The organism is Pyrinomonas methylaliphatogenes, assembly GCF_000820845.2.
GTDB classification, from domain to species: Bacteria; Acidobacteriota; Blastocatellia; order Pyrinomonadales; family Pyrinomonadaceae; genus Pyrinomonas; species Pyrinomonas methylaliphatogenes.
This window is the reverse complement of record NZ_CBXV010000005.1, coordinates 191,973-205,629: the sequence shown is the minus strand read 5'-3', so window position 1 is coordinate 205,629 and position 13,657 is coordinate 191,973. Positions and strand designations below refer to the sequence as shown.

Annotated in this window: 9 protein-coding genes; 3 read left to right on the top strand and 6 right to left on the bottom strand. The window is 56.4% G+C overall.

Annotation, left to right across the window (positions count from 1 at the left end; all coding sequences use genetic code 11):
* The first annotated feature begins 1,007 nt into the window (after positions 1-1,007).
* The 3 genes from PYK22_RS08000 (at position 1,008) to PYK22_RS07990 (ending at position 4,962) form a co-directional block, all read left to right on the top strand.
* A complete protein-coding gene (locus PYK22_RS08000; RefSeq protein WP_041975962.1) occupies positions 1,008-2,768 on the top strand; it encodes a hypothetical protein in 1,761 nt (586 codons plus the stop codon).
* A 314-nt stretch (positions 2,769-3,082) separates the two neighbouring features.
* Positions 3,083-4,099, top strand: a complete 1,017-nt coding sequence (locus PYK22_RS07995; RefSeq protein ID WP_041975960.1) for an NHL repeat-containing protein — start codon at positions 3,083-3,085, stop codon at positions 4,097-4,099.
* A 149-nt stretch (positions 4,100-4,248) separates the two neighbouring features.
* Positions 4,249-4,962 (top strand): Crp/Fnr family transcriptional regulator, encoded by a 714-nt coding sequence (locus PYK22_RS07990; RefSeq protein ID WP_041975958.1) that lies wholly within the window; start codon positions 4,249-4,251, stop codon positions 4,960-4,962.
* Between the two features lie 148 nt (positions 4,963-5,110).
* Here the strand turns inward: PYK22_RS07990 and PYK22_RS07985 are convergent, their stop codons facing one another.
* The 6 genes from PYK22_RS07985 to ychF form a co-directional block, all read right to left on the bottom strand.
* Entirely contained in the window at positions 5,111-6,760 is a 1,650-nt protein-coding gene (locus tag PYK22_RS07985; RefSeq protein ID WP_083437705.1) for a two-component system sensor histidine kinase NtrB, read from the bottom strand.
* 480 nt (positions 6,761-7,240) lie between these two features.
* Positions 7,241-8,470 (bottom strand): type II secretion system F family protein, encoded by a 1,230-nt coding sequence (locus PYK22_RS07980; protein ID WP_041975956.1) that lies wholly within the window; start codon positions 8,468-8,470, stop codon positions 7,241-7,243.
* Between the two features lie 35 nt (positions 8,471-8,505).
* Positions 8,506-9,681 (bottom strand): type IV pilus twitching motility protein PilT, encoded by a 1,176-nt coding sequence (locus tag PYK22_RS07975; RefSeq protein ID WP_083437704.1) that lies wholly within the window; start codon positions 9,679-9,681, stop codon positions 8,506-8,508.
* Between the two features lie 80 nt (positions 9,682-9,761).
* The gene (locus PYK22_RS07970) at positions 9,762-10,568 is read right to left on the bottom strand and encodes a hypothetical protein (RefSeq protein ID WP_041975954.1); all 807 of its coding nucleotides are present in this window, start codon (positions 10,566-10,568) and stop codon (positions 9,762-9,764) included.
* 18 nt (positions 10,569-10,586) lie between these two features.
* A complete protein-coding gene (pilB, locus tag PYK22_RS07965; protein ID WP_041975952.1) occupies positions 10,587-12,377 on the bottom strand; it encodes a type IV-A pilus assembly ATPase PilB in 1,791 nt (596 codons plus the stop codon).
* 145 nt (positions 12,378-12,522) lie between these two features.
* Entirely contained in the window at positions 12,523-13,623 is a 1,101-nt protein-coding gene (gene ychF, locus PYK22_RS07960) for a redox-regulated ATPase YchF (RefSeq protein ID WP_041975950.1), read from the bottom strand.
* Between the last annotated feature and the right edge of the window lie 34 nt (positions 13,624-13,657).

Here is a 13,657-nt window from a genome sequence, read left to right as displayed (position 1 = left end):
CGGCGCAATGCTTCGATCATCTGCACATAAGGGTTGAACGGGGCAGCGGTCGCCGCGCCGATGGGGATACGCAACGCGCGCGCGTCGGAGAGTCCGATTGGTTCCCCTTGATGTGATCTAACATTATCAGCCCCTTTCAGCTTACCTTCCCCGCTTACAACGATTATTTGAGCGAGCAAGCGCGACTTACCTAACATTATCGGCCTTTTGCCGCTTACCTTTCCCGCCTTATCTTCGGCCCAAGAAGAGGCGTTTCGTCGCATCGAGGTGCGCGTCAAACGTTCGGATGCGTTGGCCCGCTCACTTGATGAGATTGAATCCAGAATCGACTTGATCTAGATCAATGACGAACAGAACGGCGGAGTTTAACGTCTCGAAAAACTCGGAAGAAACTATTCCAAAATTCGCTACGAGGGTAATGTCATGAGACGTGCCGTCTTTCGCCTATTTGCCCCTCTCGGCTTTTGCTTGTTAATGATTTTGATCGCTGAAACATCCGCCACTCGCGCGTCGTGGTTTAGTTGCAGGATCAACAGACAAGATGGGATCTTTTGCCAGTTTGATGCCGGGTGCGATGGCGAATACGCTTCTTATGCTGGATGCTCGGTTCAATGTTACGTTAGCGATCCTAATGATCCGAGCATCATCAGACCGGCAGGAAGCGCCTCTTGCGGGGAGAGGGTCTCGCCCGGTCCGGGCCCAATTCTTCCCTGAGCGCCTTCGGCTTAGAAATGCTCGCGAGTGAAATGAGCATTCGGTCAACTATCATCTGCCCGGCGGGGAGCTTGGTCCGTTTGTCTCACGCGAGTGAAATGAGCATTTGATCAACCACCTCTCAAAATATTGAAATAGTGACGTTGGGCGCAACGCAGGCTTCCGCTTCGACGGAAGCTTCGCGGTGCGATGTCTACCGTTTCAAACTGTAAAGGAATTGAGGTAAGATCCCGAATCTCCGAACCGAACTAACAGTTTACGCAGGATTCTGATCTCCTGACCTGAGGTCGGCCATGAGGGCGCCACTGTTGATTGCGATCGGTGTTTGGTTGAGCCTCATCGCGGCGCCCTTCTGTCATGCCCAACGCAGTCGTCCCAAAGCCGATCGAACGCCCGAAATCGTCGAAGCCAAAGTCAAAGAGGAGGATGCGCTCTTCCGCGCCAAGCGGATTGCTGTTGAAGTCTCCACGCTCGAACCGCTCGAAGAGCGAATCAGGTTACTGACCGCAATTGCCGATGCGCTGTGGGAAAGAGACGAAACCTTTGCGCGACAAACGCTGCGACAAGCGTTCGATGCCATTTCTGATCAACAGAGGATCGAAGATTCCAAACGCGCCACCCCACTTCTTCGACAGATCATCAGCATCGCGGCCAAACACGATCCGAAGCTAGCGCGCGAGTTTTTGGATGGGTGGAGCGGGAAAAGCGGCGATGATTCTAAAGCGAGGCTCAACCAACAAGGCTCTAGCGAGCGATCGGAGCTGCTTCTCATCTCTGCCCTTCAAGCGTTCCAAAAGGATAAACTCGCAGGAGCATACCTTTTTCGCGAGAGCGTGCGCCAGTACGTTTTGCCTCGGCATTACTATTTTCTCGCTGAGCTTCGCGAGAAGTCACCTGACGAAGCCGATCATCTGTTTACAAACGCGATCGAGGTCCTGAGTCTGCGACCGCTCCATGAGGCGAACGAGGCGATGATTTTGGCTTCCTACTTATTCTCGCCACAGCCGCGAATCGTCTACACTCTCGTTGGCCAATACAACGCCGCTAACGTCAACGGCAATCTTTCCGCCCCGCCGAAGAACGAGTCCCTAGCCCGGCGATTCCTCTTCTTCGCTTTCAACAAACTTACCACAAGCCAAGACATCCCAGCACCGGTCATCTATTTCGCGCTCAAAAACCTCCTCCCACAATTCCAAGCTTTGACCCCAGACTTAGCAACGGAGGTCCAAGCGAGGCTGAGCAGCCTGTTGCCCGACGTGCCGCGGGCGGAAGCCGAGCTACAAGACCGCTTGCGGCGCGAGAGCGAACGCCAATCCCTAGAAGGCGAAGAGCTATGGGAAGAGAGGGCGCAGCGAGCGGATAAGATCGCTGACGCTAGAAGGCGTGATTTGGAGTACTTCACCATCATCCAAGCCCATCTTCTGGCGAAGAAGGATTTCGTCGCCGCCCGCCGCCTCGCCGACAAGATCAGCGATCCGACTTTGCGACGGGAGGTCACAGATTATCTCAACTTTTGGGAAATTCGAGAGAAGCTTAAACGCAACGATGAGCTCATTCTTGAAGACGATGCCATCGACAAAATAGAAGAGCCAATACTGAAGACCATCCTGTTTTGTGAACTAGCGAAAGTGGCATCCAAGCGAAACGATCTAGCTCGCGCCTCCGAAACGCTTGACCGAGCCATCTCTGAAAGCTCCCGAGTACAAGATGCGCAGGATCGCGTCCAATCGAAGATTATCATCGCTCAAACTTGGATGCTATTGGATGCCAATCGCGGTTTCGAAGAAGCGAAAACGGCGATCCAAGAGATCAACAAGATGGAAGAGTTCAAGATCGACAGATCGGCCATCACGTTCAAGATCAGCGTTCACGATCTCATGAACGAATTGTACGTGAGCGATGACTCAGCCAGTCTTTTCTCCCTGCTAGATCGAATGAGCGAAGCGGATTACTTCAGAACCTTGGAGCTATGCGGATCGTTGCAGAACAAACTCCTCAGGTCGTGGGCAACATGGGCTGCGATCAGACGCTACTTGGTGGCGATTAACAAATGAAATCGCAAATCATGCAGGTTAGTATGATCAGAACAGCGGAAAATATCGCTGATCTGGAGAGAGAATTTTCCATCCTTCCTCCCGTCATCTTTGACCGAGAAAATAGGATCTCCAAATCATTCAAAGCGTCCGCTCCCTACGCGGTATGCTGGAGAGTTCGCTTTGACCGAGAAAATAAGATCTCCAAATCATTCAAAGTGCCCGATTGCTTCGATTACATCTACCTTTATGCTCCTAGTAACTCCCAACCGCTAGCCGTATCTTATACTCAACTATGAGGTTCCATCATTTCTGTGGTACGAGGTGGATAACCGATGAGAAGCGCTTTGGGCCTCTTCTTACTCTCCGTTCATCTCTCCACGCAGGTTATCGGTCCGGTCCCGGCCATCTCGATCAAGCTCGAGCCCTTCTACGCTTCAGCTAATCAAAAGAGATTGGCTCACAAACTTGCTTCGCCCACGGCCTTAGCCGTCTCTCCTTCAGGCAATGTCTATGTGTTCGATGGCGGGAATTCGAGGATCGTCAAGCTCGATAGAGCAGGTAGGTTCATCCGTGAATTTGGCGGTCCAGAGAACCGCGCAGGTCGTATTCGATCAGGAGGGCTGAGCGACGCGCTAGCCGTTGATAAAGACGAAACTATATATGTCCTCGATCCCATCGATCCGAAAGTCCAAATCTTCAACTCAAACGGCAGATTCATCAGAAGCTTCCGGCTACCCTTTATCGCCGACAACGTGGCTGTGAACACTAAGGGTGAGATCTTCCTCGCTCCAGTGACCGCCAAAAATGGGCCGTTGATTTACGTCTTTTCGAAAGACGGCAGATATCTACGCTCGATCGGGAAAAGGCTCGTCGCGGCAGAAGGGAGATTGCCTCAAGAGATCAACCGAGTAAAGCTCGCGGTCGATCGGCAAGACAACCTGCTCGTCGCGTTTCGCTCTTGGCCGTTGATCAGAAAGTATACTCGCTTTGGGAAGCTGATCGCCGAAAGCTCATTCAGAATCCCATCCGCTTTGATGGATGAAGCGGCATCGAAGAACTATTCATTGGAATTTTTTGAGAAACATCCCGAAGCTTCGTTTGTGCTCCCCTTACTCGTGCACTCAATCACGGCGACTCGCAACAGCGGATATATTCTGCTGAACGGCCATGTCCTCATAAAGTTAGGTAGAGATGGAACGATCCTTAAAGAGTTCAAACTTCAGTTGCCAGACAGCAATGAGAGGCTGTTCATCAGCTTAGCGGCAGAAGAGAGATCGAACCGTCTTTTGCTTCTCGACACTCGCTCATCGAGCATATATGCGATCAAGCTCGATTCCCCAGGTCTATAATCGGCGAACGGTTTTCTCGCGAATGCTGTGAAGGATTGATCTCTCGAGGAACTTGTGATGATTAAGCCGCCATGGCCTCACATCCGCCAACTGTCTCTTGATGTATCGAAGTCGCGCGGGATGAGCAGAACGAGAACGGAGTCTCGGCAATGTCTCAACACACTCTTTTCTCGGAGATCTTGAAGGAGATCGAAGGGATAACAGTTGCGCGCCGCTATCGCGCAGAGACGAAGCTTTTCGCTCAAGGGGAAGCAGCTCAGAACGTCTATGTGATCGAAAACGGGCTTGTTAAGCTTACGCATCTTGACGGCGTTGGCCGGCAAAGGATCATCGCGCTTAGATTCCCAGGTTGGATTGTCGGCGCAGCCTTGGCGATCGCGAACAGATCCTCTCCAGTTACGGCAATCACGTTGACCGAATGCCTGCTCCGCCCCATTTCGGTCGATCTATTTCGCGATGCGCTGGCCAAGCGCACCTCGTTATCCACCTATTTACACCAAATCCATAGCCTAGAGGTCCTCGATCAACTCTCTCGCACCATCGAAGTCATGGCCCTGCCGGCGCGCTTACGACTGAGGAGATGGTTGTGGATCTTCGCCCAAACCTTGGAGCCAGCGAGAACGGGATCCGAAACGCGAATCAAGTTACCGTTGAAGCAATACGAACTGGCTGAATTGATAGGCGTAACGCCTGAACACCTAAGCCGTTTATGGAAAGAACTGTACGAGGAAGGTCTGCTCAGTCGCCGCAAAGAGTGGTTGTTCATCCACAACGTTCGACGGCTATATATCCCCAATCAACCGAACCGGGATTGGAAAGGATTTGATTCCGACTCAATCCTTCCTAGCCTTGATCTAGATTGAATCTTCGCCTTCAAGCATAAAATCTTAGATCAAGCTAACTCGTCATTCTCGGTCCACTAACGCTCCGCGAAGGGAGTCCTTCATGTGTTCTCGATCTTTTCTGGGGGGGGGTCTGCGAATTGGGCTGGGCCAACCGGTCCAGCGACCTTCATGCGCTCTCGCTCTTTTCCGGCCCCCTCCTCCACGGCAGCTCGATCCGCACCGTCGTCCCTCGCCCTTCGCGACTGTAGACGTTGATCGTGCCGCCATGATCGCGAATTATCTGATAGACGATCGAAAGGCCCAGACCCGTTCCACCGGGGGCCCATGAGGTGAAAGGTTCGAAAAGCTGTTCGACCTGTTCAGGCGTCATCCCACACCCTGTATCCGTAAAAGTGATGCGCACACGTCCATCCTCGAGAGGCGTTAGCTCCGCGCTCAGCCTTCCCCCGTCAGGCATCGCGCGCAGCGCATTGCGCGCGAGATTCCAGAAGACTTGGCGCAACTGCTCCGCGTCAACCAGAGCGATGACGGGTTGATCGGGCGCGATGATCTCGAGCGAATGGTCCGGGCGAGTTTCCGGGTTGTGGCGCAACAGAGCGAAAGTTTCGCGCAAAGGCTCGCGTAGATCCGTTTCGATAAGCGTGACAGGGCGCGGGCGAGCATAAGCGAGGAAATCGGTGATGATACGATCCAATCGATCAGACTCGCGGAGGATGATCTCCATCAACTCAGCTTCCGCCGGATCGCCGTTCCAAGTGCTACGCAACACTTGAATCGCGCCGCGCATGGAAGCGAGCGGATTTCGTATCTCATGTGCGATGCCGGCAGCCACACGCCCGACAGCGGCAAGCCGATCCTGACGTCGCGCGTTCTCTTCGAGCGCGCGAACTTCGGTCAAATCTTGAAAAGTGATGACAAGCCCGGTCGTCTCTCCCGCCTCATCTGAAAGCGGCGAGATGCTATATCCCAAACGCAAACGAAAACCTTCGGCTGTCTCCGTATCGGCCTCGTAACGCTGGATGTGCGCCCCCTCTTTAGCAGCGCGCACCGCTAGATCTATCTTCTCGCGCAGATCGCCGAAGAGGAACGAAGCGTCGCGACCGCGTACTTCGTTCGCACGATATCCCGTGATCTCTTCGGCAGCCGGATTGAAAGTGTAGATACGCCCTTCAAGATCTGTCGTCACCACTCCCGACCGGATCGATTCGACGATGCGCTGATGCAAAGCCCGCAAATGCGCAAGCGCATGTGTCGCCTCTTCGGACCGCGAGTGACGCTCAGCGAAACGCGCGGCGAGAAGACCGACGACCAGAATCGCGATGTCGTTGAAGCCGACGATCTGAATCGAATTGACGATCGGTCTAGCGTTCTCAGTCGCCCCATTGGATGGAATGAGATCGTAGATGAGCGCCAACATGCTCGCCGTGTACAGGGAAGCACATCCCACCGACATCAACAGCGCACCGCGCGCCCCAAGATACGCTCCGGCAAATGAGATGGCGACGATGTAAAGCGCCGTGTAAGGCGAGCTCATCCCATTCGTCGCCCAGACGAGCCATGTGATCAGAAAGGCATCGAGCGCAAATTGCCAAGCCGCTTGGGCGCGTAGCGCTAGCGCCGAGAAACGTAAAAGGGCCGCATAGATTAGCGAGAGCAAAGAGACAGCGATGATGACAGGGAGCGTGCCGAACAACCAAGAGCCGTTTCCCCCGGTCCACCCTTGTGGGATGAAAAGCCCCAAGATCAGCAATAAAGAAGCGAGCCCCAGCCTCCCAATGATGAGGCGCCATAAAGGAGCATAGTTCGATCCCCTCATGCTGCCCTCTCTTCACACCTCGGATTCGGCCAGAGTAGCCTAACACAAGATGAAGGAGACGCGGGAGCAGCAGATTTCATGGGAGCCTGAGTTCGGGAATCGTCGGCGGCAGTCGCTTACGGAGTTTTAAAAGCGGTCATGGTAGCCGTTAGATTACAATTGGCGATCGAACAAGGTGGCCCGAGGTCGTCACTAGTGGCCCAGCGAACGGCGTTTTGGACCAGTCAGGATGCTGTTTCTGTTACCGTAAAGCCGATAGGAAGATGATGCCAGGCCCTTCCGCTTCCGATTTGGGCCAAGCGCGCTCATGCCTTAAGAACCTGCGCCATCAAGCCAACAACGCCGAATCGGCCCTTCAGGGCGGGCCATGCGAGTTATAAGGTGCGGCTTGGAGCAGCTGAAAAGCCGCGCAAGGTGCGACGAATGAGATCGCCATCTATGATGGCTGAACCTGTGTGAATTCCGCTTGCGCCCTAGAGATCAGTGTTGTTGGGCCAGTTTGCCGATCAGCGTGAATAGCGGCATGTACATGGCGATGACGATCGAGCCGATCGTGACGCCCAAGAACGCGATCATCACCGGTTCGATCAAAGTCAGCAAATTGGCGATCGCGGCATCCACTTCCTGCTCGTAAAAGTCGGCGACCTTGCCGAGCATTGCGTCGAGCGCGCCCGTCTGCTCGCCGATGCCGACCATCTGCGCGACCATATTCGGGAAGACTTCGGTCGCCTTGAGCGGTTCGACGAAGGTCTCGCCGCGCTCGATCGCGTCGCGGATCTTCATGATCGCCTCCTCGATGATGACGTTACCGGCTGTGCGCGCCGTGATCTCCAGAGCCTGCAGGATGGGGACTCCGGAAGAGAGCAGCGTCGCGAGGGTGCGCGAGAATCGCGCGATGGCGATCTTGCGCAAGATTATGCCGAGGACCGGCAACTTGAGCAGAAGCCCGTCTATCTGATGGCGCCCCTGCGGCGTCCGGTAATAGTAGCGAACCGCTAAACCGAGGCCGATGAGCGCTAGAAGAATCGAAAGCCCTCCCCAGCCGGCGAGAAAACGGCTGATGCCGACGACGATTCGGGTCGGAAGCGGCAATTGCTCCCCCGGTCCGAGCAGGCCGAGAAAGATCCCCTCAAATTGCGGGATGACGAAGACCATGATCACAGCGATGACGACGATGGCGATCGCGATGACCGCCGCCGGATAGATCAAAGCGGAGATGACATCGCGCTTCAACTTCACGATCTTCTCGATGTAGGTCGCCAAACGCTGCAAGATGAGATCCAGAATACCGCCCGTCTCGCCCGCTTCTACCATGTTGACGTAGAGCGCGTCGAAGACCTTCGGGTGGCGCGCCAACGCCGCGGCTAGCGTCGAACCTTCCTCGACATCCTGCCGCACTTGGGCGATCGTCTGCTGGAAGAATTTGTTCTCCTGCTGCTCGGCGAGGATATCCAGACACTGGACCAGCGGGAGCCCCGCATCGATCATCACCGAGAATTGGCGCGTGAAGATCGCCAGCTCTTTGTCCTTCACTCGGCCTTGCTTGCTCAGTTTCGGGACGGCGATCTCGCGTCCCTTCTCCTTGACCGAGGTGAGCATGATCTGCTCGTGCCGCAACAGTTGGCGAAGGGCTTCGCGATTATCGGCGACGCGCTCTCCGACGATCACTTCACCGAGACGATTGCGACCTTTGAAAACGTATGTCGGCATGGCAGTACTTTCTCCTCGCTAGATCATCCTCACTATCACTTGGCCCTCATCTCAGCCTCGGCTGACGGTTGACCTCCTCTGAACCCATGCATATTGTTTCCCCATCCGGTGTTCACCCCGGAACCGCGTTCGATGAGATCGCGCAGTTCTTCTGGATTCGGGGAGCGTTGCATGGCAGTTTCGAGCGTGATCAGACGTTTATGATAAAGAGTCGCTAAAGACTGATTGAACGTCTGCATCCCATATTTCTCCTGTCCGGCTTGCATCATCGAATAGATCTGATGGACCTTATCCTCACGGATGAGGTTGCGAATGGCGGCATTCGGCACTAGGATCTCAAGCGCCATCACCCGTCCGCGCCCATCGGCGCGCGGCAAAAGCGCCTGACACAAGATGCCTTCGAGCACGAGGCTGAGTTGCGCGCGCACCTGCGCCTGTTGATTCGGCGGGAAGACGTCGATGATGCGGTTGATCGTCGAAGCGGCGGAGTTCGTATGTAACGTGGCGAAGGTCAGATGGCCGGTCTCCGCGATGCGCAAAGCGGATTCGATCGTTTCAAGATCGCGCATCTCACCGATGAGCACGACATCTGGATCTTGGCGCAACGCCGTGCGCAACGCATTGGCGAATCCGTGAGTGTCGGATCCGACCTCGCGTTGATTGACGAGGCAATTCTTGTGGCTGTGCAGGAACTCGATCGGATCTTCGATCGTCAGGATGTGCTCGCGCCGCTCACGGTTTATCTTGTCGAGCATCGCGGCGAGCGTCGTCGATTTGCCTGAACCCGTCGGTCCAGTGACGAGGATCAATCCGCGGGGCCGCTCGCATAGCTGCGAGACGATGGGCGGCAATCCCAGCTGCTCGAAAGATTTGATCTCGTACGGGATGGCGCGGAAGACGGCGCTCACCGCCCCGCGCTGATTGAAGATGTTCGCGCGAAAACGCGACAGGCCGCGTATGCCGAACGAGAAGTCGAGCTCCAGATTCTCCTCGAACCGATGCTTCTGCGCATCGGTCAATACGCTGTAAGCGAGCGCTTTGGTGTCGGCGGGAGTGAGGACGCGAAAGCCCTCTAATGGGCGCAACTGTCCGTCGACGCGAGCGATGGGCGGCGAGTTGGTCGTGATGTGTAGATCCGAGCCGCCGATCTCGATGAGCTTGCGTAGCATATCGGACAAAGAGAGTTGCGAAGGCTGCTCGTGAATGGGCATAAGATCTTCCCTCAGCAAAGCGGCGAGATCGGGAAGGCGAAATGGGGGTGCACCTCATTTCGCCTTCCATCAAGAGTTATTCATTTGAGAGAGCGCGCGGTGAGCGTCTGGGTCGCGGGCAAGCGAAGCGAAGCGAGCGCCTGCTCTGCCTCAAAGGCGAGCGGATTGGCGAATTCCACCGGCCCATTGACGACGAGGCTGTAGATGTTCCCACCCGCCTCGACGAAATAGAAGTTCCAGAAACGATTGGCGACCGCTGGCGTCGAGGCGCTGCCCGCCTGCGCTAAGACGACATAGACGCGACGACCGCCGATCTCCTGCTCCCAGTCGTTAACCACCCATCCCCCTTCCTCGATCATGCGATCGATGACGATGCGGCGCAAACTCACCAGCGGCGCTCCGCCTAAAACTTTGCGGCGCGTCGCAAACGATGGCGGCATATCCACTGGCGCGCGGGGCGTGACTTGCGAGATCGAGACCGTCCCCATGATCGCGCCGCTCGGCGCGCGCACGACGTAGCGCGTTTGATCGCCGCCCGAAGAGGTCACGCTGGACCAGCGCACGGGCAACGGAAAATCTAACGAGGCTCGCGTCATCACGGCGTTGGACAAGCTCGGCTGGCTCGACAAACGCGCGAGAGCCGCCGCCCGCTGGCGCGCCAGACGCCGTCGGCGGGCCAGAAGCGCGGCGCGCCGTCGACGCAAAAGGGCTTGCCGCCGCCGCCACAAGGCGCGCCGCCTTCTCCAATAGGCGGACGAATGACGACGATAGCTCTTCTTCTTACTGACGGCGGCATCGGCGGTCCACTCGACGAGCGTCGCCGTCAACGGCAGCGAGGCGATCACTGAAAAGAGCAACGAAAGCGATAACACGACCGTTCGAAACATCGATCTGCCCTCCCGAATTCACGCGACCGTTTCGCGCACAACCTCCTCCACGGTAGTGATGCCGTTTCTGATCTTGTGCAGACCCGATTCGCGTAAAGTGATCATCCCATCCTCGATGGCTTTACGTCTCAACTCCAGAGCCGAAGCCCCGACGAGGATCAATTCGCGAAGTTCATCGGTCATCTCCATGACTTCATATAAGCCGATCCTCCCGCGATATCCTGTCCCATTACAGGCGCGACAGCCGCGCCCCTTATAGGTCTTTATCTGCCTCGCCTCCTCGGGCGAGAAACCAACTTCGATGAGCGCCTCGGGCGGCATCGGGCATTCGACGCGGCAATCCTCACAGATGCGACGCACCAAGCGTTGAGCCTGAATCAAATTGACGCTCGTCGCGACGAGGAACGGCTCGATGCCCATGTTCATCAAGCGCGAAATGGTCGACGGCGCATCGTTGGTGTGGAGCGTGGAGAGCACGAGATGCCCCGTCAAAGCGGCCTTGATCGCGATCTCAGCCGTTTCGAAGTCGCGAATCTCGCCGACCAGAATGATGTTCGGATCTTGACGCAAGAAAGCGCGCAGAGCCGCGGCGAAGTTCAATCCGATCTGCTCTTTGATCTGCACTTGGTTGATGCCGGGGAGGTTGAACTCCACGGGGTCCTCCGCCGTCATGATGTTGGTCTCCGGCTTGTTCAACGCTTGAATCGCCGAATAGAGCGTGTTAGTTTTGCCCGATCCCGTCGGTCCGGTGACCAAGACCATGCCATATGGCTTGTTGATCGCGCGCTGAAATTTGACGAGCGATTCCGGCTCGAACCCCAATTTGGTCATGTCGAGCATCAACCGCTCTTTGTCGAGAATGCGCAAGACGACCTTTTCGCCGAAAAGCGTCGGCAGAGTCGAGACGCGGAAATCCAACTCGCGCGAACGACCATCGGCCTTGATTTTCAACTTGATGCGCCCATCCTGCGGGAGACGCTTTTCGGAGATGTCGAGCTTCGCCATGATCTTCAGGCGCGAGATCAGAGCGTCGCGCAGTTTGAGCGGCGGATGAAGCACATCGTAGAGAACGCCATCGATGCGGAAGCGAACGCGAAACTCCTTCTCATAGGGTTCGACGTGAATGTCCGAGGCGCCGCGTCGCAAAGCGTCGACCAGAATGGCGTTGACCAGACGCACGACGGGCGCTTCCTCGCTCATCCGCTCGAGATTGGACATGTCTATCTCGTCCTCTTCTTGGACGAGCTCCAATCCCTCGCCGAGCTCTTCGCCGAGATCGATGTTCAACTGGTCCAACGAAAGGAGGTCGCCGCCGGCGTTGTGGCCGTTCCCATTGGCCCGACCGCCGCCCGGTTCGATGCGTTCGGCGAGCTCGATCTCGCGCGAAGAGCTGTAATACTTCTCGATCGCCTCCTGCAGGCTCGCCTCCGATACGATGACCGGTTCGACATTCAGCCCCGTCATGAACTTTATGTCGTCCATGGCGAAGACGTTGGTCGGATCGGCCATCGCTAACGTCAAGGTCGCCCCGACGCGCGAAAGCGGAAGGACCGAATATTTTTCCGCGACTTCGCGCGGGATGAGCTTGATCACCTGCGGGTCTATCTCGAAAAGGTCGAGATTGATGCTCGGCACACCATACAAACGCGACAGGACGGCGGTGATCATGTCGTCCGAGACGAACCCCAATTTGACCAGGTTGTAGCCGAGCCGCCCGCCGTGCTCGCGTTGGTAATCGAGCGCCTCACGCAACTGCTGCGGCGTCAGGATCTTTTCGCGAACGAGGATTTCGCCTAGTTTTGCTGACATCTGGCGCGTCTCACGAGGGGGCAAGGGCACAAAAAGACGACCGAAACGGTGAAAAACACCGTTTGTGGATGCATGTTAATGTTTAACACACGCGATGTCAAGATGGAAGTTGGCTGTCAATTTGACATTGCTCTCCGATCAGGCGTCAGACGTTGAATCTGAAATGCACGACGTCGCCATCCCGCATCACGTAGTCCTTCCCTTCGGATCGGATCAGCCCCCGCTCGCGCGCGGCGGCGAAGGATCCGGCGCGCATCAACTCCTCGTAGCTGATCACTTCGGCGCGGATGAACCCGCGTTCCATATCCGAATGGATACAACCAGCGGCCTGCGGCGCGCGCGTTCCCTGTGGAATGGTCCAAGCGCGCACCTCTTTTTCGCCTGCGGTCAAGAATGACATGAGGCCGAGCAAGCGGTAGGCGCTTTTGATCATGCGATCGACGCCGCTGCTTGTGACTCCGAGCGAAGAGAGATATTCGCGCCGCTCTTCTGGGTTAAGCGCGACGAGTTCTGCTTCGAGTTGAGCGCAGATGACGACGCACTCGGCGCCTTCTTGCGTGGCGAGGCGTTGGACCGTTTGCACGTGCGGGTTCGCTTCCGGCTCGCTGAGCGTCTCCTCATCAACGTTCGCCGCATAAATCACCGGCTTGAGCGTCAACAGGAAGAGGCCGCGCGCTAGCTCGCGCTCTTCCGGGGCGAGGGTGACGGCGCGCGCCGGCTGCCCAGCGCTAAGCGCCGGCAACAATCGATCGAGCAGGGCGAGTTCAGCTTGAGCGTGCGGATCTCCCGTCTTAGCTGCTTTTTGCGTCTTTTCGCGCCGCCGTTCGACCGTCGCCAAATCGGCGAGCGCAAGTTCGATATTGATCGTCTCTATATCGCGCGCCGGATCGATCGAAGCTTCGACGTGCGTGATCGTTTCATCTTCAAAGCAGCGGACGACATGCACGATCGCATCCGTTTCTCTGATATGGGCGAGGAATTGATTCCCCAGTCCTTCGCCGCGCGACGCGCCACGCACCAAACCGGCGATATCGACGAACTCTATTGTGGCCGGGATGATCGTCTCCGTTTTGACGAGGCGGGCGAGCGGTTCCAGCCTCTCATCGGGCACGGGGACGACGCCGACGTTCGGTTCGATGGTCGCGAAAGGATAGTTTGCCGCCAGCGCCGCCGTTTGTGCGGTGAGCGCATTGAAGAGCGTTGACTTCCCCACATTTGGGAGTCCGACGATGCCTACGCGAAGCATGTTGTTTTACTCTCCGAATTGGTACCGCTTACGG

Excerpts from the sequence above, each read along its gene's own strand:
- PYK22_RS08000 (WP_041975962.1), top strand. The coding sequence starts at position 1,008 with ATGAGGGCGCCACTGTTGATTGCGATCGGTGTTTGGTTGAGCCTCATC.
- PYK22_RS07995 (WP_041975960.1), top strand. The coding sequence starts at position 3,083 with ATGAGAAGCGCTTTGGGCCTCTTCTTACTCTCCGTTCATCTCTCCACG.
- PYK22_RS07990 (WP_041975958.1), top strand. The coding sequence starts at position 4,249 with ATGTCTCAACACACTCTTTTCTCGGAGATCTTGAAGGAGATCGAAGGG.
- PYK22_RS07985 (WP_083437705.1), bottom strand. The coding sequence starts at position 6,760 with ATGAGGGGATCGAACTATGCTCCTTTATGGCGCCTCATCATTGGGAGG.
- PYK22_RS07980 (WP_041975956.1), bottom strand. The coding sequence starts at position 8,470 with ATGCCGACATACGTTTTCAAAGGTCGCAATCGTCTCGGTGAAGTGATC.
- PYK22_RS07975 (WP_083437704.1), bottom strand. The coding sequence starts at position 9,681 with ATGCCCATTCACGAGCAGCCTTCGCAACTCTCTTTGTCCGATATGCTA.
- PYK22_RS07970 (WP_041975954.1), bottom strand. The coding sequence starts at position 10,568 with ATGTTTCGAACGGTCGTGTTATCGCTTTCGTTGCTCTTTTCAGTGATC.
- pilB (WP_041975952.1), bottom strand. The coding sequence starts at position 12,377 with ATGTCAGCAAAACTAGGCGAAATCCTCGTTCGCGAAAAGATCCTGACG.
- ychF (WP_041975950.1), bottom strand. The coding sequence starts at position 13,623 with ATGCTTCGCGTAGGCATCGTCGGACTCCCAAATGTGGGGAAGTCAACG.